Source organism: Acidaminobacterium chupaoyuni (genome assembly GCF_047936785.1).
GTDB classification, from domain to species: Bacteria; Bacillota; Clostridia; order Oscillospirales; family Butyricicoccaceae; genus Acidaminobacterium; species Acidaminobacterium chupaoyuni.
On sequence record NZ_CP176394.1, the window covers coordinates 1,566,537 to 1,591,610 of the forward strand.

The following is a 25,074-nucleotide window of genomic DNA, read 5'->3' on the forward strand; positions in this document are numbered from 1 at the left end:
GAAGTTAAAATGGCATTTACAGCAAAAGATGTTCAGAATCTTCGCGAACAGACAGGCGCCGGCATGATGGATTGCAAAAAGGCACTGTCTGCTTCTGATGGCGATTATGATAAAGCAATTGAATTCCTGCGTGAAAAAGGCCTGGCAGCTGCCGCTAAAAAAGCGGGCAGAATCGCTGCCGAAGGCATGGTTTATGCTGCCGTATGCCCCGAATGCGGCGTTGGCGCAATGGTGGAAGTAAACAGCGAAACCGATTTCGTTGCGAAAAACGAAACCTTCCAGAAGTTCGTTTCCGATCTGGCGATCGCGGTCGTTACAGAAAACCCCGCCGATGTGGACGCACTGAAGGCTGTGAAATATCCCGAAAGCAACCTGACTGTTGAAGAAATGCTGCGCGAAAAGATTTTGACCATTGGTGAAAACCTGCAGCTGCGCCGTTTCGTTCGTTATGATGCCAATACCACCAATGTTGCTTATATGCATATGGGCGGCAAAATCGGCGTTCTGGTTGCGCTGAATGTTTCCGACAACCTGAAGGGCAACCCCGTTGTTGAAGAAATGGGCCATGATGTCTGCATGCAGATCGCAGCAATGAATCCCTCTTACCTCAACCGCGCGGATGTTCCCGCCGAAGTTTTGGAAAAAGAAAAAGAAATCCTGCTGGCTCAGACCATCAACGAAGGCAAGCCCGCCGCTGTTGCTGAAAAAATTGTTGCCGGCAGAATCAATAAGTTCTATGAAGAAAACTGCCTCGTCGATCAGGCTTTCGTAAAAGAAAACAAGACTTCCGTTTCCAAGTATCTGTCTGCCAAGGCAAAGGAACTGGGCGGAGAAGTCAGCATCGCCGCTTTCACTCGCTTTGAAAAAGGCGAAGGCTTGGAAAAGCGCGAAGATGATTTTGCAGCTGAAGTTGCAGCAATGACAAATAAATAAATTTGTTAAGGTTGAAAAAGATCTAACGGCCTTCCCGTTAGATCTTTTTCGTATGTTTACCCGAATATTTTTGCCCCAAGAGAACAATGCACGAAAGAGATCTGCTTTCTAAACCGAAAGAAAGCAAGTTTTCAAGAAATGAATTATTTGAAAATAAGAGAATTACGGCTTTTCAAAACGCAGGAAATAGTTTAAAATATAGGTAAATCCATTATGGAGGCTTATCATGGAAAATCTTAAATATAAGCGTGTTCTGCTGAAAGTAAGCGGCGAAGCGCTGGCCGGTGAAAAAGACCCGAGCCACAGAGGAATCGATTTCGAAGTGCTCGATGGAATTGCAACAGTCGTGCGTCAGTGTGTGGATCTGGGCGTTCAGATCGGCATCGTGGTGGGCGGCGGCAACTTCTGGAGAGGGCTGAAAGACGGCAAGAATATGGAGCGCACCCGCGCAGACCATATGGGGATGCTGGCCACAACGATCAACGCTTTGGCTTTTGCCGATGTTCTTGAAAAAGAAGGCGTTGATGTGCGCGTTCAAACCGGCATCGATATGACAAAAATCGCGGAACCTTATATCCGTTTGCGCGCGATCCGTCATCTGGAAAAGGGCAGAGTCGTTATTTTTGCCTGCGGAACGGGCAACCCCTTCTTTTCAACAGATACCGCGGCGGCGCTGCGCGCGGCTGAAATCGGCGCGGATGCCATCCTTCTGGCCAAAAATATCGATGGCATTTATGATTCCGACCCCGCTAAAAACCCGCTGGCAAAGAAAATCCGTTCGATCAAATATACCGAAGTTCTGAGCAACCGTTTGGCGGTAATGGATTCCACAGCCACTTCACTTTCTATGGATAATAATATTCCGGTTTTGGTTTTTGCCATTAAAGAACCGGAAAATATATTAAAGGTATTAAAAGGCGAGCAGATCGGCTCGGTAATTTTAGGTGAGGAGTAAAAATTATGAGTCAGTATGAACAGTATGAGAGCAAGATGAAAAAAACGCTTGAGGTTCTCGAGCATCAGTTTGGCACGATTCGCGCAGGCCGCGCCAGCGCAACCGTTTTAGACCAGATCGTGGTGGATTATTATGGCGTTCCCACACCTGTTCAGCAAATCGGCACCATTTCTTCCCCCGATCCCAGAACACTGCTGATCCAACCTTGGGAAGGCAATATGCTGAAGGCCATTGAAAAAGCGATCCAGTCTTCGGAACTGGGCATCAACCCCCAGAACGATGGCAAAGCGATCCGTCTTTCTTTCCCGCCCCTGACGGAAGAGCGCAGAAGAGAACTGATCAAACAAGTCACAAAATATGATGAAGAAGCCAAAATCGCGGTGCGCAATGTTCGCCGTGATGCGATGGACGATTATAAAGCGCTGAAGAAAAAATCTGAGATCACCGAAGATGATTTGAAAGATATTGAAAAAGATATTCAGCAGCTGACCGATAAATATGTGAAAATGGTGGAAACCGCAGCCGAAAAGAAAGAAAAAGAACTGCTGGCTATCTAAGATTTTCGCAAATTTTGCTAATACTATATAGAAACAAAAGGGCGGCGTTGCATCAGCGCTGCCCTTTGTGCGACAGGAAGTGTTTTTTTGCTGTTTACAAAAACCGCAGAGGAAGTCATTCCCTTGGATAAAGAGAAGATTCCTCAGCATGTGGCCATTGTTATGGATGGCAACGGAAGGTGGGCCACAAAGCGTGGGCTGCCGCGGAAAGCCGGGCATTCGGCCGGGAGTGAGATTTTTCATCAGAGCGCAGAGATTTTAGCTGAATTGGGCGTAAAACACATGACGGTTTATGCCTTTTCAACCGAAAATTGGAGCAGGCCGCAAGATGAAGTGGACGAAATTATGGCTCTTTTGGAAAAGTATCTGAAAAAATCCATCCGAGAGCTCACACAAAACAATATTCGCCTTTCTTTTTGGGGCGATCTGTCGGTGCTTTCCCCAAAATTAAAAGAATTGATTCGTCAGACAGACGAAATTTCAAAAAAATGCACGGGGATGTGCGTTCATATCTGCCTTAACTATGGTGGGCGCGATGAAATTGTGCGCGCGGCCCGTCTGCTTGCGGAAGAATGCGTGAACGGCACCCGATCCACAGAAGAGATCACGGAGGATGCCTTGGAAAAGGCGCTTTATTCGGGAAATGTTCCGCCGGTAGATTTGCTGATCCGCCCGGGCGGAGAACTTCGCATTTCAAACTTTCTGTTGTGGCAATGCGCATACAGCGAGTTTTATTTTACCGATACCTTATGGCCTGATTTTAATGAAATCGAGTTGCGCAAAGCAATTGCCGCGTTTCAAAAACGCAATAGAAGATTTGGGGGGCTTTCCTAATGAAAACTCGTATCATTTCTGCCGTTGTGGGCATAGCGATCTTTATTTTAGTGGTATATTTCATGCCGCCGGTGGCCGCTATTGCCGCGTTTGCGTTTATTTGCGGTGTTGCCGCTTATGAGTTTCTGGGCGAAACAAAGGTGCTGAAAAAAGGCAGCGCGCTTTTGTGGATGTGCTGCCTGACAGCGGCCGCCATTCCGGTGTTGACTTCTTATTTTGAAGCATATATTGTTTTGCCGATCATTTATGCTTTCACGCTTTTGGTTTTCCTGTGGGGTATTTTCCACCATGAAACCGTGCATTTCGAAGAAATCGCAAAAGCTTATCTGGGAACGATCATCATCCCTTATATGCTTTCTTCCGTGGTGCGCATTCTGGTGCACAACGGTTCTTATGGCAGAATTTTTGTTTTGCTGCCTTTTGTCGCCGCCTGGTGCAGCGACACCATGGCCTTAACGGTGGGAATGATCTGCGGCAGACATAAGCTGGCCCCCGCCATCAGCCCTAAGAAAACCATCGAAGGCGCTGTGGGCGGCATTTTGGGCGGCATTCTGGGGATGCTGATTTATGGCATTGTCACCGCGCACTTTTTTGATACACAGCCCGATTTTATCCTGCTGATCGTTGCGGGTACCATCGGAGCGATTGCCGGGCAGATCGGCGATCTTTCGCTTTCTCTGATCAAGCGCAATACCGGCATCAAAGATTACGGAAAAATCATGCCCGGGCATGGCGGGATTCTCGATCGTTTCGACAGCGTGGTTTTCACCGCGCCGCTTTTCGAAGTGATGCTGCATTTTACAAAGATCCTTTAACAGGCAGGAGGGCACGCTTGGCATGAAAACAATTTCTGTTTTGGGAAGCACAGGCTCTATCGGCACACAGACTCTTTCTGTGGCGCGTGAAAAAGGATATCGGGTGAAGGGGCTGGCGGCGCACAGCAGCATCGATCTGCTGGAAGCGCAATGCCGCGAATTCCGGCCGGAATATGTGGCGGCCGCAAAAGAAACCGCCGCCGCAGAGCTGAAAGAGCGCCTGCGTGATATGGATATCACGGTTTTATCGGGGGCGGAAGGTGTTTTGCAGATCGCTTCAGAAAAAGTGGATATCGCTTTTAACGCGCTTGTCGGCATCGCCGGGCTGGGGCCCACGATGGCGATCGTTGCAAGCGGAAGCACACTGGCCTTGGCAAATAAAGAATCCTTGGTCTGCGCGGGCCACCTTGTAATGGAGCGTGTAAAGGAAAAGAACTGCACAGTTCTGCCGGTGGATAGCGAGCATTCGGCAATCTTTCAATCGCTGGGCGCCCATCGGCATGACCAGATCAAGAAGCTGATCTTAACGGCTTCGGGCGGCCCGTTTTTTGGAAAAACAGAAGATGAACTTAAACATGTCACTGCGGCAGATGCCTTAAAACATCCAAACTGGTCGATGGGGAATAAGATCACGATCGATTCGGCTACAATGATGAATAAGGGCTTTGAAGAAATTGAAGCATGCTGGCTGTTTGAAACCAGACAAGAGCAAATCGAAGTGGTGATCCATCGTGAAAGCATTCTCCATTCGGCGGTGGAATTTGAAGATAACTGCATCATTGGGCAGCTTTCTTTGCCAGATATGCGCTTGCCGATCCAATATGCGGCCACCTGGCCGGATCGCGGGGCGGCATCCTGGCCGGCGCTGGATCTATGCAAAGTCGGGCAGCTGACCTTTTATCCGCCCGATAGAACGCTGTTTCCCTGCCTTGCTTTATGTGAAGAGGCGTGCAGAAAAGGCGGCAGCATGGGCGCGGTGATCAATGGCGCCAATGAAGTGGCCGTGGAACTGTTTTTGAAAGGTAAAATCGCTTTTACCGATATTTACGGCTTGGTAAATGGTGCTGTAAAGCATTGCAGCTTTATACAAAATCCGACCTTGGAAGAAGTGTTTGCTGCGGATCGTGAAGCGCGCAGCTTTGCTTATCAATGGGGCGGATCAATTCTGAAATAGGGGTGATTTGTTCGTGTCGATCGTAATCGCAATTCTCGTTTTCGGTTTGATTATCATGATTCATGAATTGGGGCATTTTATTGCCGCTAAATTATCCGGGGTGACGGTATATCGTTTTTCCATTGGTTTTGGCCCCGCAATTCTGAAAAAGGAATATAAAGGTACCTTATATGCGCTGCGTCTGCTGCCTTTGGGCGGCAGTGTGGCCATGAAAGGGGAATATGATGAAGAAGGCAACGAAGTGGGAAATGAAGAGGGCAGCTTCAATGCCGCGCCGCTGCACAGCCGTTTTCTGATCGCCTTTGCCGGCTCTTTGATGAATTTCATCATGGGGCTCGTCATCATCTTTATTTTGCTGGTTCCCGCGAAATCCATCGGAACCACTCAGATATCGGGCTTTGCGGATGGTTTCCCTTATCAGGGCGAAAACGGGCTGATGGCAGGGGATACTATTGTTAAAATCAATGATGTGCACGCTTTTATCTATAACGATATTCTTTCCGGGCTTACTTTAGGCGCGGGAAAACCCTATGATATCACCGTGAAACGAAATGGCGAAAAGGTCACGCTGAAAGATATCCCCATCGAAAAACAGGAATATAACGGCAAGCTTTTATATGGGCTTTCGTTCGAGGTGAAAGAAGCCACGGCGGGAATGAAAGTTTCTTATGGTTTCCGCAACACGGCAAGCTTTGTGCAATCGGTCACGCTGGGCTTAAAGCAGATCGTTCAGGGCAAAGTGGGCAGAAATGACATGATGGGAACCGTTGGCATCGCCAACGAGATCAGCGAGAGGGCGAAAACCTCTGCTTTGGATCTGTGGTATTTTGTGGCGTTTCTGGCGATCAACCTTTCGGTGATGAATCTTTTGCCGATTCCGGCGCTGGATGGCGGAAAGATCTTGTTCTTGCTCATCGAAGCAATTCGGCGCAAGCCGGTTCCGCCCAAATATGAAGGCATCGTTCAAATGGCGGGCTTTGTTTTGCTGATAGGCCTGTTCATTTTCATCACCTATAACGATATCGCAAGATTATTGGCTTAAATAGTTTGGGGGGATATCTTATGAACATGACAAAACAAATCACCGTTGGCAATGTGGCCATCGGCGGCGGTGCGCCTGTTTCCATTCAGTCGATGACAAACACCAGAACGACCGATTATGAAGCGACTTTGTCGCAAATCAAGGCGCTGGCCGAAGCAGGCTGTCAAATCGTTCGTCTTACCGTTCCCGATGAAGAAGCGGCTGAAGTATTTGGAAAACTCAAAAAGGTTTCTCCGCTGCCGATGGTGGCGGATATCCATTTTGATTATAAGGTTGCTGTGAGAGTCGCCGCTTTGGGTGCGGATAAAATACGGATCAACCCCGGCAATATCGGTTCGTCCGAAAAGGTGAAGGCCGTGGCGGATGCCTGCCGCAGCGCGGGTATTCCCATTCGAATCGGTGTGAACGGCGGATCGCTGGAAAAAGAGATATTGGAAAAATATGGCGCACCTACGGCGGAAGCTCTGGTGGAAAGCGCCTTGGGCCATATCCGCCTGCTGAACGATTGCAATTTCGATGATATTTGCGTGTCGATGAAATCTTCCGATGTCAAAACAAATATCAAAGCCTATCGTTTGATGCGCGAGAAAACCGATTACCCGCTGCACTTAGGGGTCACAGAAGCCGGAACGCGCTATATGGGCACCTTGAAATCGGCGGCGGCGTTTGGCGCATTGCTGCCTGATGGCATTGGTGACACGATTCGTGTGTCGCTTACGGCAGATCCCGTGGAAGAGATCTTTGCGGCAAAAAACATTTTAAAGGCTCTGGGCATGAATGAAGAAGGCGTCACCTTGGTTTCCTGCCCCACTTGCGGGCGCACGAGGGTTGCGCTGATTCCGATTGCGGAAGCGGTGGAACGCCGCCTTGCTTGTGTCAAAGCCAAAATCACTGTGGCCGTGATGGGATGCGCCGTCAACGGCCCCGGCGAAGCGCGCGAGGCGGATGTGGGCGTAGCATGTGGGAATGGGGAAGGCCTGATCTTTTCGAAAGGTAAAATTCTGCATAAAGTGCCCGCTGAAGAAATTGTTGAAGCGCTGGCTCTGGAAGTATCGAAACTGACAGGTGAAAAACTATGAGCGAAGCCCCATCCTTTTGCCAGGTATTCCCCAAATGCGATTTTAAAGATTCCCCGCTTTGCAAAGCCGCGGTAGACAAGCTTTGCGCCGATAAAAATGAGAATACGCTGATTGCCCATCTTACGGTGGATTCTGTTGTTCCCGATGCGTTCATCACCGCTGCGGAAGAAGGGATTCGCCGTGCTTATGGGCTATCTCATGCGCGGCTGGAGCTGAATTTCACTTCAGACCAGATCACGGATGAGCTGCTGCAATATCATTTGAACCATCTTGCAAATCAATACCCTTCATTGCAGGTGGCTTTTCAAAAAGCAGTTTTAAAAAAAGACAACGGGCAGCTGCAGCTTCATGTTGCCGCCCAGTGGATGATGCGCGTTAAATCGCTTGAAAGAGAGCTGCATGATTATCTGAACCGTGTGGCCGGCATTCCGCTGCCGTTACAGCTGATCGGTGAAGAAGACGATGAAAAGGATTTTGCCAAAGAACGGGAAGCGGAACTGAAAGAAGCGGCCAAACAATTGGCCGGACAGGCGGCTTCTGCCCCGGCAAGGGCAAATTCATCAGAAAACGAATCACAGAAGAAGCCTTGGGAGAAAAAACGCAAGCCGGATGGCCCTGTTTATAAGCCCAAGAATGATGACGGCGAAATTATTTTTGGCAAACCGGTGGAGCGCGCCATCCAGCGCATGGCCGATATCGATATGGATTCCGGCAAGATCGCCATGCAGGGCGAAGTGTTTTTCACGGATATCCGCAAACTGCCCGCCAAAGGGAAAACCGTATTTACCTTTGATATGACAGATGGAAGCGGTTCGCTTCGCTGCACGAAAGTGCTGCCGGATGAGGAAGCCGCGCCCTTGACGGATAATATCAAAAAAGGCAGCTACTTGATGGTGCAGGGGATGGCCAGCTATTCCCAGTGGGAAAAAGATATTGTGGTTTCTCCTTCGGCGGTGGTCACCGCAAAGAAGAAACTTCGTCAGGATACGGCGGCCGACAAACGCGTAGAGCTTCATTTACATACCAATATGTCAACGATGGATGGTCTGTGCGACACCAAGACAGCGGTGAAAACCGCCGCACGATGGGGCCATAAGGCCATTGCCATCACCGATCACGGCGTAACACAATCATTCCCCGATGCAATGCATGCGGCGGAGGATCTTGAGAAAAAAGGGCAGGAAATCAAAATTTTATATGGCGTGGAAGCCTATTTTGTCAATAATATTGCTAAAAGCCACGCTGTAACGGGCAGCTGCGAAACCGCCATCGATGGCGAAACAGTTGTTTTTGATATTGAAACAACGGGCTTAAATCCAAAAACCTGCCAGATCATCGAAATCGCTGCCATCATTATTTCAGACGGCGTGCAGCGCGAAAGCTTTCATACTTATGTCAAGCCCGACGGGCCGATCCCTTATGAGATCACAAAGCTCACAGGCATCGATGATTCCATGGTAGAGGATGCCCAGGGGCAGGAAGAAGCTGTAAGGGCATTTCTGGCCTTTGCGGGCGATCGGCCGCTTTGCGCCCATAACGCCTCTTTTGATGTTTCTTTCATGCGCGCGGCCTGCGAAACCTTCCAGATCAAAAAAGAATTCTGCGCCATCGATACCTTGGAAATGGCGCGGGTGCTGCTGCCGCAGCTGAAACGCCACAAGCTGAATATCATTGCCGATGAACTGGGGTTCACCTTTAATCATCACCGCGCAGAAGATGATACGGCCGTTCTGGCAAAGATCTATCTGCATCTGCTGGAGCTGCTCAAGGCGAAAGCCGCCGTAGAAACGGTGATGGATATCAACAGAGCTCTGGATGTGGCAAAAGGCGCGGAAGAAGATCCACGCAATCTGAAATCTTATCATATGATCCTGCTCGTTAAAAATGTAAAAGGGCTGAGAAATCTCTATCAACTGGTTTCTTTTGCTCACTTAAAATACTATCGCCGTCATCCGCTGATCCCCGCCGATGTTTTGCAGCAATATCGAGAAGGGCTGATTATTGGATCTGCCTGTGAAGCCGGTGAACTTTTCAGCGCTGTAGTGGCAGGGAAACCTTGGGGTGAATTGAAGGAGATTGCCTCGTTTTATGATTTTCTTGAAATTCAGCCCATCGGCAATAACCATTTTATGATCGAAAACGGAACGGCGGCAGATGAAAACCAGCTGCGCGAATATAACCGGACCATTGTAAAGCTGGGGGCCGCGCTGAATAAACCCGTTGTGGCCACGGGCGATGTGCATTTCATGGAGCCGGAAGACGCGCAATACCGCGCGATTCTGATGGCGGGCATGGGCTTTTCAGATGCGGATAAGCAGGCGCCGCTTTATTTTAAGACCACGCAGGAAATGCTTGACGAATTTTCTTATCTGGGCCGTGAAAAGGCTTATGAAGTGGTTGTCAAAAACACCAATTTAATTGCATCCTGGTGTGAAAAAATCAAGGCTGTTCCTGAGGATTACTGCCCGCCTGTTATCCCAGGCTCGGCTGAAGAAATTAGAGAAATGGCCGACAGAAAAGCAAAAGAGCTTTACGGCGATCCGCCGCCGCAGCTGATTACTGACCGCATCAACGCAGAGCTGAACCCCATCATCAACAACGGCTATGATGTGATGTATCTGATCGCCCAGAAGCTGGTGGCAAAATCGCTTGAAGATGGATACCTGGTGGGTTCCCGTGGCAGTGTGGGTTCTTCTTTTGCGGCTTATCTGACGGGGATCACCGAAGTGAATTCACTGGCCGCACATTACCGCTGCCCCAATTGCAAACATTCCATCTTCCCGGGCGACGGCAAATACGGCTGCGGCGTGGATATGCCCGATAAAGACTGCCCCATCTGCGGCACAAAAATGATCAAAGATGGGTTCGATATTCCATTTGCCACATTCTTGGGGTTCAACGGCGAAAAAGCCCCGGATATCGATTTGAATTTCTCTTCCGAATATCAGGGCCGGGCACACCGCGAGCTGATTCGGATGTTTGGGGAAGACCATGTTTTCAGAGCTGGAACCATCGGCACGGTGAAAGATAAAACAGCGTATGGCTTTGTGAAAAAATATAACGATGAACGCCAGATCGTGATGAACCGGGCGGAAGAAAACCGGTTGGTGGTGGGATGCACCGGCATTAAGCGCACCACAGGGCAGCATCCGGGCGGGCTGATTATTGTGCCTTCCGATCGCTCGATCTATGAATTTTGCCCGGTGCAGCATCCGGCGGATGACCCGAACACAGATATTATTACAACGCATTTCGATTATCATTCCATCGACCAGAATCTGCTGAAATTTGATATGCTTGGTCACGAAGATCCCACGATGATCCGCGCTTTGGAAGACCTGACCGGCGTGAACGCGCGTGAGATCCCTTTGGATGACCCCGATACCATGAAAATTTTCACTTCGCTTGAACCCTTGAAGATCGACGATGACGGTTCTTTTGGCAAAACGGGCGCGGTGGCGATCCCAGAATTTGGCACAAAATTTGTGCGCGGTATGCTGGAGATCACACAGCCCACCACCTTTGATGAACTGCTGCGCATTTCAGGTTTATCCCATGGCACCAATGTGTGGCTCAATAATGCCAAGGATTATATCGAAAACGGCGATGCGACTTTGAAAGAGGTTATTTCCGTCCGTGATGACATTATGACTTATTTGATCTATCGAGGGATCGAACCGCAGCAATCTTTTAAAATTTCCGAAAGCGTTCGTAAAGGCCGCGGTTTAAAGCCCGAATGGGAAGAATTGATGCGCGAGCATGGTGTGGCGGATTGGTATATCGAATCATGCAAAAAGATCCAGTATATGTTCCCGCGCGCCCATGCGGCGGCTTATGTGATGATGGCGTTTCGCATTGCCTGGTTTAAAGTGCATCTGCCGATGGCTTTTTACAGCGCCTATTTCGGCATCCGCGCCAGCGGCTTTGATGCTTCCACCATGACGAAGGGCGATGGCCTTGTGATGGAAACCACACGCCGCCTGCAGCAGCAGGAAAAGCGAACCGCCGCCGAAGAAGACGCTTTAACCACTTTGGAAGTCGTGCATGAATTTTACCGCCGCGGTTTCAAGTTTGAACCGATCAACCTTTATCGCAGCGATGTCAGCCACTTTTTGATCGAAGGGAACACTTTGATCCCGCCGTTTACATCTTTGCCGGGTTTGGGCGAAGCAGCCGCGAAGGATATTGTTGCGGAACGCGAAAAGGGCAAGTTCATGTCGGGCGAAGATATCATTTTGCGCTGCCCCAAAGTAACAAAGGGCGTGATTGAAACCCTAGATAAATATGGAGCTTTGGAAGAAATCCCAAAAAGCAACCAGGTCGATCTGTTTGAAATGCTGGGCAATTTATAAAAAAGACAGGAAACAAGGGCACCGATCGCGCGGCGCCCTTGTTTTTTGCCGAATTAAAAAGATTCAGCGCCTAAACAACAGATTTTCTTGTGCATAAAATCGGCCTGTGCTATAATGAACGCAGCACATTGCGAAGCAAAGGGGCGCGAAGCGCCAAGGGCGCAGCCCGCTGCGGAAATTTCAGCATGACCTTTAAAAAGGTTCTCTTATTATTCTTCATGCTATAATGAACGCAGCGTAATGAGAAAGCGGCGGTGCGCGAATCGCCAGGGTCGCGGCCCGCTGTGAAAATTTCAGGATGACCTTTGAAAAAGATCCTCAGATGATCCTTCATGCCATAATTAATCGACATAATTTGAGGCCGGCAGAACAGAATGACCCCATGGCGCCGCCGCACGAACAGCGCTCACACCGAGAAGAGGCTCATGTCTTAAAAATAGCATTCTTTCTCAATGTTTCAACATGAACGGGGAAGAATGGGCATCCTATTTTTATAAAAGTTTCAAAGATGCCAAAAGAGCGGGAAGCTCTCATGTATGAAACGAGGAAGTGACATCTATGTTGGAAACGATTATGAACCGGAGAAGCATTCGTAAATATTTGGATCAGCCGGTGGAAGAAGAAAAGATCCGCCTGCTTTTAAAAGCGGCTTCTTATGCGCCGTCGGCCCAAAATTGCCAGCCGTGGCATTTTTTGCTTTGCGATGATCGCGCAAAACTGGATGCGTTCAGAGCCATACACCCCTATTCCACCATGCTGCAGCAAGCGCCGCTGATGATCCTTGTCTGCGGCGATAAGGCCCGCCAGGCGGGGGAATGGTTTTATTTGGAAGATTGCGCCGCCGCCACGCAGAACATTCTGCTGGCTGCCGAAGAAATGGGGCTGGGAACCTGCTGGCTTGGGCTTCCGCCTTGCTCTCAGCGCCAGGCGGATATCAAAAAATTATTTGAATTACCGGATTCAATAGAACCCTTCTGCGGCATCGCGGTGGGGTATCCTCAGCAGAAGGCAGATCGGCCGCAGCGAGATTTAGAAGGAAAGATCCATTATAATGTCTGGTAGGGAAATGATTCGATCAAAGGCTAAATTTCTTCTGCAGGTGATCCGCCAAATGATCCGCCGGTATTTTACAGATCATGTGGCGCGTTCTTCTGCCGAGCTTTCTTATTATTTATTATTTTCACTTTTCCCATCGCTGATTTTTTTGAATCTCATCATCAATTCATTCAATTTATCGGCGATCGATCTGACCGAGCGCCTTTCCATGCTTTTGCCCGCGCAGGTCATCGGCCTTATTGAAGATTATATTCTTTATATCGCGGGTCTAAAGGCGAATACTCTGCTGTATGCGGGGATCGTGCTGACGATTTATTTTGTTTCGCGTGCGGTGAACTCTTTGATGCTTTCCATCGGCGGGGCCTATCGCCTGCAGCATCAGCATAAATTGAACTTTCTGGTTTCCATGCTGGTCACCGTGGTTTTGCTGGTATCGATCTATTTGCTTTTGGGCCTGATCCTGCTGAGCGAAAACCTGATGACTTTGCTGGCCGGGGTGTTTTCCATCCCTATGGCTTTCGTTAAAATATGGAATCTTCTGCGCTTTATCATCGCCCCGATTTATCTGTTTTTGATCACCACGCTGTTTTATAAAATCGTTCCCAACAAGTGGCTGAAATTTCGTCAGGCCATGCCGGGCGGCATTTTCTTTGTGGTGGTTTGGAGCATGATTTCTTACCTGTTTTCTTACTATGTTGCAAATATCGCCAATTATTCTGTGTTGTATGGTTCCCTGGGCGCATTTTTGATCTTGATGCTCTGGTTCTATATGAGCGGCATCATTTTGATCATGGGCGGCCATTTAAATCATATTCTGTTGGTCGAGAAAGAAGAGCAAACGAATTTTTAATGGAAAGGTATGAGAAAAAATGTCGCAGAAAAGAATTGCCGCCGTGCTGGCGGATATGACCCCTGCACGAGAGGAAAAACTGCGCAGCAGAACCGCAGAACTGGGGTATGAGCTGCTGGTTATGCCGAAAGGGAATTACGATGTGAAAAAATTGCCGGGCTGTGAGATTTTATTCGGCAGTTATGCGCCGAAGGATCTGCATTATGCAACCGATATGAAATGGCTGCACACTGCTTCGGCCGGTGTGGATGTGTTTACCGATGACAGCCTTTACCCAAACCCCGATGTGGTGCTCACAAATTCCAGCGGCGCCTATGGGGTGGCAATTTCCGAGCATTTGCTCACAGTCACTTTAATGCTTCTGCGCCGCATGCCCGAATATATGCGCGGCCAGCAGAGAAAAGAGTGGATCTATCTGGGCAAGATCCGCTCGGTTTATAACAGCGTCGTCACCGTGATCGGTATCGGCGATATCGGCGGCAATTTTGCAAAACGCTGCAAGGCCATGGGGGCCACTGTGCGCGGGGTGAAAAGGACCCCGGCCAACAAACCCGATTACATCGATGAGCTCTATCTTTCGGAAGATTTAGACCGCGCCATCGAAGGCGCCGATGTGGTGGCGCTTTGTCTGCCGGGCACAGATAACACGAAAAAAATTATGACGGCGCAGCGCCTTGCTAAAATGAAAAACGGCGCCGTGCTGCTGAACATCGGCAGAGGAACCGCCGTAGATCAACAGGCTTTATATGAAGAACTGAAAAGCGGCAGATTGGGCGGCGCCGCCTTGGATGTGGCAGACCCCGAGCCTTTGCCGCCGGAACACCCCCTGTGGGATCTGGAAAACCTCATTTTAACGCCGCATGTTTCGGGCAACGATTCGTTAGATCATACCACTGATACGATCATCGATCTGTTTTTGGAAAACCTGCGTCTTTATTCCGAGGGCAAGCCCATGCACCATGTGATCGACCGCAAGGTCGGTTATTAAAAGTAAAAACAGCTGTCAGGCACCGTCACTTTGAAGTGACGGTGCCTTTTTCTGTTATAACAGCTTGTTCTATTTTTTCGCCGGCTTGTATATCTTGTTAATGACCACAAGAAGGAAACAAAATAAAAGCAGGGGAAAATTGCCGTTCGATCAGCATGATCTTTACAGGAGGCAAATATGAAACAGGCTTTCGAACAAGCTTTGCGGGTGCTTCCGCCAAAGCTTCAAAAAAGATATCTGGAAGCTTTATCGGAAATTCAGCGGGAACGATGCGAAGAATTGCGGCTCAGAGCAGGGGGAAGACCGGCCTTTCTTCTTCAAAACGGCGATTGCCGTTTCCTGGCGGGGGAGCCGGTGACGGCAGAAGATTTGCAGCAGGTGCTTGCCATTGCTTCCGGCTATTCGGTGCATACCTATCAAAAGCAGATCGCTTCCGGTTTTTTGCCGCTTGAGGGCGGCCACCGGCTGGGCGTTTGCGGCGAGGCTGTGATGGAACAGGGCGAGATCCTTTCTTTTACTGCGCTGTCTTCTTTAAACCTTCGCATCGCGCATCAGATCAAAGGAATCGGCGCCGAACTGGCCGGGCGGTTATTCCAAAACGGCCGATTCTTGAGCACGCTGATCGTTTCACCGCCCGGATATGGAAAAACCACTTTGTTGCGCGATTTGGTGGAATGCCTTTCCGACGGGGAAGCGGGCGGGCCTTTGCGCATTTCTCTGGTGGATGAACGCGGTGAGATCGCCGCTTCGCATGGGGGCACGCCGCAATATACGATCGGCCGCAGCACCGATGTGCTGACCGGATGCAGTAAAGCAAAAGGCATTGAACTGATGACCCGATCCATGGGGCCGCAAATCATTGCTTTGGATGAGATCACTTCTCTGGAAGATTGCCGCGCTATCAGCGAAGCTTCTTACTGCGGCTGTGCGTTTCTGGCTACGGCGCATGCGGCCGAAGCGGCAGATTTAAAGCGCCGCCCGATCTATCGCCGCCTTCTCGAAGATGCGGTTTTTCAAAAGATCATCGTGATTCGCCGCACCAACGGGCAAAGAAGTTATTCTGTGGAAGATTGGGGTGAAAACATATGAAAGTGATCGGCGCGCTGATGGTGCTGCTTTCCTGCTCTTGGGCGGGCTGTGCTTCGGCAAAAGAAATTGCCGCGCGGGCAAGAGAATTGAATGTTTTGATTTCGGCCATGGGAATCTTGAAATCAGAGATCCTTTTCCACCACGCAACCATGGAACAATGCCTGAAGCGGGCAGTATTGCAAAGCAGCGGTCGCACGCAGGAATTTTTTGAAAAGATATATGATGCCCTTTTAAAAAATCCGGCGGAACCCTTCGCCGTGCTTTGGAAAAACGGCGCAGCGCCGCTTCAGCCGTTTTTCGGACGAAACGCCGCTTTGGCTGTTGAGGAATTATCGGGTGTGCTAGGCTGTTATGATGGCCCTTTACAGGCGGAGCGGATAGACAAATGTATTGAAATTTTGGAAAACGAACGCTCGAAAGCCGAAAACAGTTTAAAGACCACAGGCAAACTTTATAAAACGGCGGGGGTTTCCATGGGCGTGGCCGCCGCGCTGCTGATCCTTTAGAAAAAGCGCAAGTAAAAAAGGCAGGAGAACAACATGATGCAGGTAGATTTGATTTTTAAAGTTGCGGCCATCGGAATCATTGTTGCTGTGCTCAACCAGCTGCTGGTTCGTTCCGGCCGCGAAGAACAGGCCATGCTCACCACTCTGGCAGGGCTTATTGTGGTTTTGATGATGATTATACAGCAGATCAGCGTGCTGTTTACCACAATCAAAAGCGTGTTCGGGTTTTGATGATGGATACGCTTTGGATAAAGCTTTTCGGCCTGATCGTGGTGAGCTTGGTCTTGGCAACTTTTCTCAACGGGCAGCAATCGCAAATTGCGGCCTTGCTGGTCATCGGCGCGGTCTGCTGCTGCGCGGCGCTGATGCTGCCCTATGCAAAAGCACTGATAAGCTTTTTTCAGAATTTGGCGGTCGCCGGCGGCATCACAGGGGAAGAACTTGCGCCGTTATGGAAAATCCTCGGCATTTCCATCTGCACAAGGGTTTTGGCGGAACTTTGCCGCGATTGCGGCCAGAAAGCGCTGGCGGCAAAAACCGAAATTGCGGGCGCGCTGATATCGCTGGCCTGCGCACTGCCGCTTTTACAAAAGGTGCTTGTGTTGCTTCAGGCGGTGAAATAGGGTGGCGAACATGAAAAAAATACTTTGTATGCTGTTGGCCGGGTTTCTTCTGATTTTACCGGTATCGGCCTCGGCGCTGGATTCCGTTCAGAAAAATTTGCCGCAAAGCGCTTCGGAACTGTTGGAAGAAGCTTCACCGCAAGACAGCAATTTCATGGAAAAAACGGCCCGCAGCATTTTTCAAAAAGCGGTTTCTGCCTTGAAAAACGCTTTGCGCGAATCGGCGGCTTCCTGCTTTGCGATGATCGCCATTTGCGCCCTGATCGCCATAGGGCAGGGGTTCATTGCGTCTTCTCAGCTGCAAATTCCAAACGGCACCATGCAGCTGGCCGGGGTGGGGGCGCTGCTGACGGTTACTTTGGTCAATGCGGGCAGCCTCATTTCGGTTTGCGGCCAAACTATAGAAGAAATGTCGATGCTGCTAAGAGCGCTGATGCCCGCTCTGGTTTCGGCAATGGCCGTTTCGGGAAGCCCTGTTTCAGCCGCCGCCGCTTCTTCGGGCACTATGATTTTTGCCGATATCCTGCTTTCCGTGGGTAAAAATCTTATTTTCCCCGCAGTTTATTGCATGATTTTTATGCAGGCTATGATCTCCATTAACGGGAATGAACTGATGAAAAAAGGAAAAGCCTTGATCCGCTGGGCGGCAGTCGGTTTTTATAAAATTCTGCTTACTTTATTTTTTACTTATCTTACGATGACGGGAATCCTTTCTTCGGCCGCCGATACCGCCGCCGCCAAAACCGCCAGAGTGACGATTTCGGGGGTCGTGCCGGTATTGGGCAGTGTTTTGGCGGATGCTTCAGAAACCATTCTGGCGGGAGCATCGTTTATCAAAGGGGCGGTGGGGGTGATCGGGGCCGGCGCTGCGATCTATGTTTGTCTGGGGCCGTTTATCAAGGCGTTTTCCCTGCTTCTGGTCTATCGTATCACGGCGGTATTCGGGGCCGGGATGGGCGGCGCGGGCGCAGCCGATTTTCTGGAAGGCGTGGGCGAAAGCTACTCGATTCTTCTGGGGCTGCTGGCCAGTTGTTGTGCGGTGATTTTTATTGTGATGATGGTTTGCTGTGTGGTGGTGAAAGGATGATCGATCAAATTGTTTTGCTGTTTCGGCGGTTGTGCCTCTGCGGATTTTTAACTGCCGTGGTGATGGCGCTCGCAAAAGAAACAGGCCAGAAAGAAATTTTAAGGTTATGCTGCGTATGCCTGACCATTGTCATGCTGTTTCGTTCTTTTCCCATGATCCGTGCCGGTGGGAACGAAATCTATTTCAAAACCGAAAAAACGGAAACAGCAAATTTGATAGAGGAATCTGTTCAGCAGGCCAAAGAAGATCAGCGGCTGGCCATGCAGCAGCAGGCGGAAGATTATTTGCAGACGCAATGCCGCGCGGTTTGCGAAGAGGTTTTGGTGAAAGTGAAGGCCACTCTTTCTGAAGATCAGGTTTTCACCATCGAGCAGGTGGAAATTTTTCACGGCGAGGCGCAGAAAGGCCGGCTGATGCAAACGCTTACGCAAAACGGAATTTCCGAAGAACGAATTTTATTTCATTGAAAAGAGGGGAAATATGTTTTCTTTTCATATGCCGGAATATCTGAGAGCAGGGTTTGATAAATATAAATATGTTCTGTTGGTTTGCGCCGTCGGCATTGTGCTTGCACTGTGGCCCACAGGTTCCGGGGCAAAAAAAGAAAGCGCAGCTTCTCAGGATCTTGCCTTCGCGCCTGATATTGTTTCAAGCGCGCAGGTTGAAGAAAAGCTGGAAGAGCTGCTTGAAAAGATCGAAGGCGTTGGCAGAACAAAAGTGATGATTACCGTGAAATATGGTTATCAGCCGGATTATCTGTATAATATCGATTCACAAAAAGGGGGAGAGAATCAAAACGAAGAAGAACATCAGCAGGTGGTCATTGTTGGCAGAAACGGGAACGAGAGCCCGGTGATCTCTCGGGTGGGCGCCCCGGAATATTTGGGCGCCGTGATCCTTTGCGATGGGGCGGATAACCCCAAACTTCGATTGGAGGTTACACAGGCCGTGCAATCTTTGACCGGAATCACTTCTGAGCGCATTACCATTTCTAAAATGAAAAAATAGGAGGAACAACCCATGAAAAGAAAAGGTGCGGTCTATTCCGTGGTGGCGTTGATGCTGTGTGCGGCGGTTTATTTAAACTGGAGTTATCACCGTGACCCGGAAGAAGCGGAAAAAACCGGAGCGACAGATCATTCCAAAATTTTGGGCGAAGCGCAGCTGGTGGATGCACAGACAAAGGGAGAAAAAGCAGGGGAAACCACCGCTTCCGATTATTTTTCTCAGGCCCGTCTTTCGCGCCAGAAAGCGCGCGATGAAGCGGTGAGCATTTTCAAACAGACCAGTGAAAATGTGAACGCGGATGCAAAATCGAAAGATCAGGCCACAAAATCCATCGCGCAAATGGCAGAAAATGCCGTGAAAGAAGCGCGGATCGAAAATTTGATCGTGGCCAAAGGCTATCAGGAATGCGTAGCCTTTATGAATGACGATGGGATCAATGTGATCGTTCAAAAAACAAAAGAAGGGCTGCAAAGCGCCGATATCGCAAAAATCAAAGATATCGTGATGGATGAAACCACCTTCGCGGCGGAAGCCATTAAAATCATTGAAACCGAATAAAAGGAATTTTTCTTGCCAATGTGCGCAGAATGTATTACAATAAGGCTAATATCATCCAAGGAGGAATTGTGATGAGCGAAGCAAAAGAATACTGGCCTTGCGCAGATGGCGAACAGGGTAATATAAAAATTTCAGAAGATGTCGTTGCGGCGATCGCCACTATCGCGGTGGCTGAAACAGAAGGAGTCGCATCCATTTCATCTGCTGTTGATATTACAGAAGTGTTCACCCGCAAAAGCCCTGCACGCGGTGTGAAGATCACTTTTGATCCTGAAAACGGCTGCATTATCGATTGCGCGATCATTCTGAAATATGGCAGTGCCGTTGCAGAAGTGGCCAGAAATGTTCAAAAGAATGTGAAAGCCGCTTTGGAATCGATGGCAGGCATCCGTTCAACCGTGATTAATGTTCAGGTAACGGGGATCCAGTTGCCCAAAACAAAATAGCAATGCTTACCCGCTCGGGTCACCGGGCGGGTTTTCTTTTTGAAAACACAGGAAGAAAGCTTCCATTTTTATGTGGTTTTGTGTATAATAAATTTTATGAGTGAACCTGCAAAGCATGATCTATCGCCAAATAGAGATGCTTCGACGCAGAATGCGCAAAAAGATTTTTGAAAAGCTGTTGTTACAGCGGAATGGATGGATTTATGAGCAGAAGAGAAGCGCGTGAGTTGGCGCTGCATATGATTTATGCCGGGGAATATTCAGAAAAAATGCCGGCTGACTTAGTAAAAGAAACCCTTACACCGGAATATTTTGCAACAATGGCAGAAGAATATGATCTTTACCGCGCCGTTCCGCCCGATGAACAGATGGAATATCTTCACCGCGCTGTGGAAGGCGTGCTTTCTCATGGCCCCGAGCTGGATTCTTATCTTGAAAAATATGCTGTGGGTTGGTCGGTTTCCCGCATTTCCCGCATTTCCAAATGTATCATGCGGTTATCAATGTATGAGATGCTCTATCTGCAGATCCCCGTGGCGGCATCGGTGAACGAAGCGGTGGAACTGGCGAAAAAATATGAATCGAATGAAGCGGCTTCATTTATCAACGGTCTGCTGGCAACTTTTGTGAAAAAGGAGCTGAGCCTGTGATGAAGGCCTGCTTAGGCTTTGATACAAGCAATTATAAAACTTCGGCGGCGCTGTTTGACCCTGAGCATGGGGTCGTGAAAAACTGCGGCAGGCTTCTTGAAGTTGCCCAAGGCCAGCTGGGGCTTCGCCAAAGCGATGCGCTTTTTCAGCATGTGCGCCACCTGGCGGATGTGGCGGAAGAACTGTTACAGGGCCATGAGGCTTCGGTGGGGGCGGTTGGGTTTTCTTCGCGCCCACGCTCGGCGCAGGGTTCTTATATGCCATGTTTTCTGGCGGGGGAAATGGCGGCGCGGTGCATTGCCGCCACTTTAAAAGTGCCTGCTTATTCTTTTTCTCATCAACAAGGGCATATTGCTTCCGCTCTGTATTCTTCCGGGAAAACAGAGCTTTTTCATCAGCCTTTCTTATCGTGGCATCTTTCGGGCGGAACGACGGAACTGCTGCTGGTGACCCCGGGCGAGCAAAAACAGATGATCGAAGCCGAAATCATCGGCGGAACCCAGGATGTGGCTGCGGGGCAGATCATCGACCGCGCGGGGGTGGCTTTGAATACCCCGTTCCCTGCGGGCATCTATATCGATGAGATGGCACGGCAAAGCCAAAGCAAAGAATCTTTTATCCCGAAAACAAACGGATTGTTTTTCTCGCTTTCGGGCCTTGAAAATAAATTCCGCCGGAAGATCGAAGCAGGCGATGCGCCCGAAGATGTGGCGGCGTTCACGGTGAATTCCATTGTTGCCATCGTGGGCAAGATCACCGCCCTTGCCCGTGAAAAATATCATCTGCCGATCCTGTTTTCCGGCGGGGTAACGGCGTCTTCACAAATGCACAGTTATTTTCAAGGCGCTGAGGGCGTATATTTTGCCGAAAACGGCTATAATGGCGACAACGCCTTGGGGGCAGCTTTGCTGGCGCATTTGAGCGCAGGCGGCAGTTTATGAGAATGCAGCCCATTACCGTATCGCAGCTGACGGCATATATCAAATCACTGCTCGAAAATGCCCAGCCGCTGCAAAACCTCTGTTTGCGCGGTGAGCTTTCCAATTATAAAAAACACCAGAGCGGGCATCATTACTTTACATTGAAAGATGAAAACGCGGTGATCAACTGTGTGATGTTTGCTTCAAGTGCCTCAAAATTGCGTTTTTCACCCGAATCGGGCATGAAGGTCATTTTATATGGCCGCGTCAGCCTTTTTCCCAAAAGCGGCCAATATCAGGTTTATGTTAGCGAAATGGTGCCGGATGGGGTCGGGGCGCTTTATCTGGCCTTTGAACAGCTGAAGGCAAAACTCTTCAAAGAAGGCCTTTTTGATAAAGATCTTAAAAAGCCGCTGCCTGCTTACCCCGCGCGTGTGGCGCTTGTAACTTCGCCCACCGGCGCGGCCGTGAGAGATATGCTGCGCATTTTGGGCAAACGCTTTCCTTACAGCAAGGTGATGGTTTGTCCCGTTAAAGTGCAGGGGGAAGGCGCGGCCGCCGAAATCGCCGAAATGCTGCGCTATTTGGATGAAAACAGCCTGGCCGATCTTATCATCACCGGCCGCGGAGGCGGTTCTTTAGAAGATCTTTGGGCCTTCAACGAAGAACAGCTGGCCCGCGCCATTGCAGCTTGCAGCATCCCCGTTATTTCTGCCGTGGGTCATGAACCGGATATCACAATTTCAGATTATGTGGCCGATCTGCGCGCCGCAACACCATCCAACGCCGCAGAACTGGCAGTTCCCGAACAAGATCAGCTGAAAGCAGGGCTTGCGCAGGCTTATTCGCGCATGGTCTATGCGGAAAAGCAGATGATCGCCGCCCAGACAGAACGGCTGAAAACACTGGCCGGCAAGAAAATCTTGCAAAGCCCCGGTGAATATTATAACGAACAGCGTCTGACTTTATCTTTTTTAAGAGAGCGTCTGGCTTCGGCCCAAAAAGAAGAACTGGCCGGCAAGCGCAAAGCTTTTGTGGCGGAAGCCGCAAAGCTTGACGCCATGAGCCCGCTGAAGGTTTTGGCCCGCGGTTATGGTTTTGTTACCAAAAACGATGAGATCATTAAAGACGCCGCCGTTTTAACGGCGGGGGATCTGATTCGGCTTCGTTTGCAAAACGGAAGCGCCGAATGCACGGTCAACCATGTAGAATGTGATAGGTGAAAACAATGAGCGAAAAATTTGTGTTTGAAACCGCGATGAAGCGAATCGAAGAAATCGTGCGTTTGCTAGAGCGGGGCGATGCGCCGCTCGATCAGAGCCTTGCGCTTTTTGAAGAGGGAACGGGGCTGATCAAAAAATGTTCCGCGGCGTTAGACCATGCGGAACAGAAAGTGACCCTGCTGATGAAAACCCCCGATGGCCCGGCGGAAACGGCCTTTGATGAAAAGGAGGAAACAGCGGAATAACATGGAATGGAAAAAAAGAGCAGCGGAATATGCGCATTTGGCCGAGCGTTATCTTGATGAGAATTTAAGCCATGGTTCTTCTGATCTGGATGAGATTTATCAGGCGGCGCGATACAGCGTGATGGCAGGAGGGAAACGCCTTCGCCCCGCTTTTTTGATGGAATTTTACCGCATTTGCGGCGGAAGGGCCGAAGATGCGCTGCCGTTTGCCTGTGGGCTTGAAATGATCCATACTTATTCTTTGATCCATGATGATCTGCCCTGCATGGATAATGACGACCTCAGAAGAGGCAAACCGACCAACCACAAAGTGTTCGGCGAAGCCACGGCGCTTTTGGCGGGGGATGCCCTGCTGACGCGCGCGTTTGAAACCATGCTCAACAGTAAAAATCTTTCGCAAACGATCGCCCCCGAAAATGCTCTTGCCGCCGCATCGGTCATTGCATCCTGTGCAGGCATGGAAGGGATGATCGGCGGGCAAATCCTTGATCTGCAGTTTGAAGGCCGCGCACCGGCCGCAGAAGAACAGGCGCGCATGGTAGATCTGAAAACCGGGAAACTGCTTGTTGCCGCCTGCCTGGGCGGATGCCGCCTTGCAGGCGCAGCTGAAGAACAATGCGAGGCTGCCCGGCAATATGCCGAAAAGATCGGCATGGCCTTTCAGATCCGTGATGATATGCTGGATGTGATGGGCGACAGCGCGCTGCTTGGCAAGAATATCGGGTCGGATGCCGCCGCAGGAAAAAGCACTTTTGTCAGCCTTTATGGTTTGGATCGCTGCAAAGAACTTACAGAAGAACTCACGAAACAGGCGCTTGCGGCGCTGGATGTTTTTGAAGAGAAGGGGTTCTTAAGAGAACTGGCCGAACAACTGGCGGTTCGTGAAAAATAAAAAGCTGTGGTGAGATATGAAGAATTTTTTTGAAACACTTGTGAGCAACCAAATTTTAAATGTGGCGGTGGTCTGCTGGTTTTCTGCCCAGGCGCTGAAAGTGGTGGGTGAATTGATTCGTCACCATAAATTGGATTTGGGGCTGTTTTTTGCCGGTGGGGGAATGCCTTCTTCTCATACTTCCACGGTGGTGGGGCTTACCACCGCTGTGCTGTATCGATGCGGTTTTTCATCGACGGAATTCGCTGTATGCATGGTATTAACTTCCATCGTTTTGTTTGATGCGCTGAATGTTCGGCTGGAATCGGGCAAGCATGCCGCGGCGCTCAATGAAATCGTCGAAAATCTGTCGGACAGTGAACCCACAAGCTTTTATCAAAAATTCAAAACACCTCTGGGGCATACCTTTCCCGAAGTGTTGACAGGGATGATATTGGGAATTGCGATCGCTGTATTGATGTGCAATTGATTTGCAATTTATCAAAATTATTGTTATAATACATTCCAATGGCAGCTTTTGCTGCCACAGTTGGTGGCGCAGTATCCTAGTCAGAGTTACCGATTACCAAAACGGGCCTAAAAATCCGTTAAAGGGCATATCGATGAAGTCCCTGGTGCTTGCTTTATACGCCCAGTGTAGGGTGGGTGCTGGGGGTTAAGGTTTTAGGGTGCACTGTAATGGCATATGGCTGTAGCCCTATTACCGTGGAGACCTGAATCCGTGGGAAGACTATACACCGGAAACGGTTGACTGTATGACCTACGGCTCAGGGTGAACCTGTATTGCGGTGGCATTTTGCTTGCTGTGTGCAGAGTAGCCTGCCTTGAGTGGGTATGGCGGATAGCAGACCACGCTCCTGTGCCGTGGCCACGGCATGAGGCGCTATTGCTGTTTGAAACCATGCTTGCAAAAGAGGCTAAGAATCGGCTTTCCTGTAGCGGAAAACGCCTAGGCTGTATTGAAAAATGGCAAATGAAGGATTGCAGTGCGGACTCAGTGGCAATCCGGTATCGGGGATCGGCGACGACCCGACACATGCTTTAATGGGAAACCGCCAGACCGGCGACGGGTGGCAGCGTGTGTGGAAAGCAGACCGGACCTAAGCCGCAGGATTTACTTCATTTGCCGCCACTATTTTATTTTTTTATGTATCGATTTTAAGGAGTGAACAAAAATTAAGAATCAAAAACA

General features: G+C 49.7%; 27 protein-coding genes. All 27 read left to right on the plus strand.

Features of this window, described 5'->3' with window-relative positions; translation table 11 throughout:
- Positions 1-9: 9 nt before the first annotated feature.
- The 27 genes from tsf (at position 10) to ACJA3I_RS07635 (ending at position 24,351) form a co-directional block, all read left to right on the plus strand.
- Positions 10-933 (plus strand): translation elongation factor Ts, encoded by a 924-nt coding sequence (tsf, locus tag ACJA3I_RS07505; protein ID WP_458861992.1) that lies wholly within the window; start codon positions 10-12, stop codon positions 931-933.
- Between the two features lie 226 nt (positions 934-1,159).
- Positions 1,160-1,888 (plus strand): UMP kinase, encoded by a 729-nt coding sequence (gene pyrH, locus ACJA3I_RS07510; protein WP_458861993.1) that lies wholly within the window; start codon positions 1,160-1,162, stop codon positions 1,886-1,888.
- Positions 1,889-1,893: 5 nt separating this feature from the next.
- Complete coding sequence (gene frr, locus ACJA3I_RS07515) at positions 1,894-2,445, plus strand: ribosome recycling factor (protein WP_458861994.1); 552 nt, start codon at positions 1,894-1,896, stop codon at positions 2,443-2,445.
- Positions 2,446-2,532: 87 nt separating this feature from the next.
- Positions 2,533-3,279 carry an isoprenyl transferase gene (locus ACJA3I_RS07520; RefSeq protein ID WP_458861995.1) on the plus strand — a complete coding sequence of 249 codons (747 nt, stop codon included), beginning with the start codon at positions 2,533-2,535 and terminating at the stop codon, positions 3,277-3,279.
- Positions 3,279-4,094: a phosphatidate cytidylyltransferase gene (locus tag ACJA3I_RS07525; RefSeq protein ID WP_458861996.1), complete on the plus strand. Its 816-nt coding sequence runs from the start codon at positions 3,279-3,281 to the stop codon at positions 4,092-4,094. Before ACJA3I_RS07520 ends, ACJA3I_RS07525 begins: the two co-directional genes overlap by 1 nt.
- A gap of 22 nt (positions 4,095-4,116) precedes the next feature.
- Entirely contained in the window at positions 4,117-5,268 is a 1,152-nt protein-coding gene (gene dxr / locus ACJA3I_RS07530) for a 1-deoxy-D-xylulose-5-phosphate reductoisomerase (protein ID WP_458861997.1), read from the plus strand.
- A gap of 13 nt (positions 5,269-5,281) precedes the next feature.
- Complete coding sequence (locus tag ACJA3I_RS07535; protein ID WP_458861998.1) at positions 5,282-6,310, plus strand: M50 family metallopeptidase; 1,029 nt, start codon at positions 5,282-5,284, stop codon at positions 6,308-6,310.
- A gap of 26 nt (positions 6,311-6,336) precedes the next feature.
- Positions 6,337-7,389, plus strand: coding sequence for a flavodoxin-dependent (E)-4-hydroxy-3-methylbut-2-enyl-diphosphate synthase (gene ispG / locus ACJA3I_RS07540; RefSeq protein ID WP_458863832.1), 1,053 nt, complete (start codon positions 6,337-6,339; stop codon positions 7,387-7,389).
- Positions 7,386-11,741: a PolC-type DNA polymerase III gene (locus ACJA3I_RS07545; protein ID WP_458861999.1), complete on the plus strand. Its 4,356-nt coding sequence runs from the start codon at positions 7,386-7,388 to the stop codon at positions 11,739-11,741. The genes ispG and ACJA3I_RS07545 overlap by 4 nt, the downstream gene beginning before the upstream one ends.
- Before the next feature lie 558 nt (positions 11,742-12,299).
- Positions 12,300-12,803 (plus strand): nitroreductase family protein, encoded by a 504-nt coding sequence (locus ACJA3I_RS07550; protein ID WP_458862000.1) that lies wholly within the window; start codon positions 12,300-12,302, stop codon positions 12,801-12,803.
- 49 nt (positions 12,804-12,852) lie between these two features.
- Positions 12,853-13,647 carry a YihY/virulence factor BrkB family protein gene (locus ACJA3I_RS07555; protein WP_458862001.1) on the plus strand — a complete coding sequence of 265 codons (795 nt, stop codon included), beginning with the start codon at positions 12,853-12,855 and terminating at the stop codon, positions 13,645-13,647.
- Positions 13,648-13,666: 19 nt separating this feature from the next.
- The gene (locus tag ACJA3I_RS07560) at positions 13,667-14,635 is read left to right on the plus strand and encodes a D-2-hydroxyacid dehydrogenase (protein WP_458862002.1); all 969 of its coding nucleotides are present in this window, start codon (positions 13,667-13,669) and stop codon (positions 14,633-14,635) included.
- A gap of 177 nt (positions 14,636-14,812) precedes the next feature.
- On the plus strand, positions 14,813-15,724 hold the full coding sequence (locus ACJA3I_RS07565) for a stage III sporulation protein AB (RefSeq protein WP_458862003.1): 912 nt from the start codon (positions 14,813-14,815) through the stop codon (positions 15,722-15,724).
- Positions 15,721-16,230, plus strand: a complete 510-nt coding sequence (locus tag ACJA3I_RS07570) for a stage III sporulation protein AB (protein WP_458862004.1) — start codon at positions 15,721-15,723, stop codon at positions 16,228-16,230. Before ACJA3I_RS07565 ends, ACJA3I_RS07570 begins: the two co-directional genes overlap by 4 nt.
- 36 nt (positions 16,231-16,266) lie before the next feature.
- The gene (gene spoIIIAC / locus ACJA3I_RS07575; protein WP_458863833.1) at positions 16,267-16,461 is read left to right on the plus strand and encodes a stage III sporulation protein AC; all 195 of its coding nucleotides are present in this window, start codon (positions 16,267-16,269) and stop codon (positions 16,459-16,461) included.
- Complete coding sequence (locus ACJA3I_RS07580; protein WP_458863834.1) at positions 16,461-16,853, plus strand: SpoIIIAC/SpoIIIAD family protein; 393 nt, start codon at positions 16,461-16,463, stop codon at positions 16,851-16,853. Before spoIIIAC ends, ACJA3I_RS07580 begins: the two co-directional genes overlap by 1 nt.
- 10 nt (positions 16,854-16,863) lie before the next feature.
- Entirely contained in the window at positions 16,864-17,940 is a 1,077-nt protein-coding gene (locus ACJA3I_RS07585; RefSeq protein WP_458862005.1) for a stage III sporulation protein AE, read from the plus strand.
- Positions 17,937-18,407 carry a hypothetical protein gene (locus ACJA3I_RS07590; protein ID WP_458862006.1) on the plus strand — a complete coding sequence of 157 codons (471 nt, stop codon included), beginning with the start codon at positions 17,937-17,939 and terminating at the stop codon, positions 18,405-18,407. Before ACJA3I_RS07585 ends, ACJA3I_RS07590 begins: the two co-directional genes overlap by 4 nt.
- 13 nt (positions 18,408-18,420) lie before the next feature.
- A complete protein-coding gene (locus ACJA3I_RS07595) occupies positions 18,421-18,948 on the plus strand; it encodes a hypothetical protein (RefSeq protein ID WP_458862007.1) in 528 nt (175 codons plus the stop codon).
- Positions 18,949-18,960: 12 nt separating this feature from the next.
- Positions 18,961-19,506, plus strand: coding sequence for a SpoIIIAH-like family protein (locus ACJA3I_RS07600; protein WP_458862008.1), 546 nt, complete (start codon positions 18,961-18,963; stop codon positions 19,504-19,506).
- 29 nt (positions 19,507-19,535) lie between these two features.
- Positions 19,536-19,952, plus strand: a complete 417-nt coding sequence (locus tag ACJA3I_RS07605; protein WP_458862009.1) for an Asp23/Gls24 family envelope stress response protein — start codon at positions 19,536-19,538, stop codon at positions 19,950-19,952.
- A gap of 203 nt (positions 19,953-20,155) precedes the next feature.
- Positions 20,156-20,602 carry a transcription antitermination factor NusB gene (gene nusB, locus ACJA3I_RS07610; RefSeq protein ID WP_458862010.1) on the plus strand — a complete coding sequence of 149 codons (447 nt, stop codon included), beginning with the start codon at positions 20,156-20,158 and terminating at the stop codon, positions 20,600-20,602.
- Entirely contained in the window at positions 20,602-21,543 is a 942-nt protein-coding gene (locus ACJA3I_RS07615) for a tRNA (adenosine(37)-N6)-threonylcarbamoyltransferase complex transferase subunit TsaD (RefSeq protein WP_458862011.1), read from the plus strand. Before nusB ends, ACJA3I_RS07615 begins: the two co-directional genes overlap by 1 nt.
- Positions 21,540-22,745 (plus strand): exodeoxyribonuclease VII large subunit, encoded by a 1,206-nt coding sequence (gene xseA, locus ACJA3I_RS07620; protein WP_458862012.1) that lies wholly within the window; start codon positions 21,540-21,542, stop codon positions 22,743-22,745. Before ACJA3I_RS07615 ends, xseA begins: the two co-directional genes overlap by 4 nt.
- A 5-nt stretch (positions 22,746-22,750) precedes the next feature.
- On the plus strand, positions 22,751-22,990 hold the full coding sequence (gene xseB / locus ACJA3I_RS07625) for an exodeoxyribonuclease VII small subunit (RefSeq protein ID WP_458862013.1): 240 nt from the start codon (positions 22,751-22,753) through the stop codon (positions 22,988-22,990).
- 1 nt (position 22,991) lies between these two features.
- A complete protein-coding gene (locus ACJA3I_RS07630) occupies positions 22,992-23,882 on the plus strand; it encodes a polyprenyl synthetase family protein (protein WP_458862014.1) in 891 nt (296 codons plus the stop codon).
- 16 nt (positions 23,883-23,898) lie between these two features.
- Positions 23,899-24,351, plus strand: a complete 453-nt coding sequence (locus ACJA3I_RS07635) for a divergent PAP2 family protein (RefSeq protein ID WP_458862015.1) — start codon at positions 23,899-23,901, stop codon at positions 24,349-24,351.
- Positions 24,352-25,074: the final 723 nt, after the last annotated feature.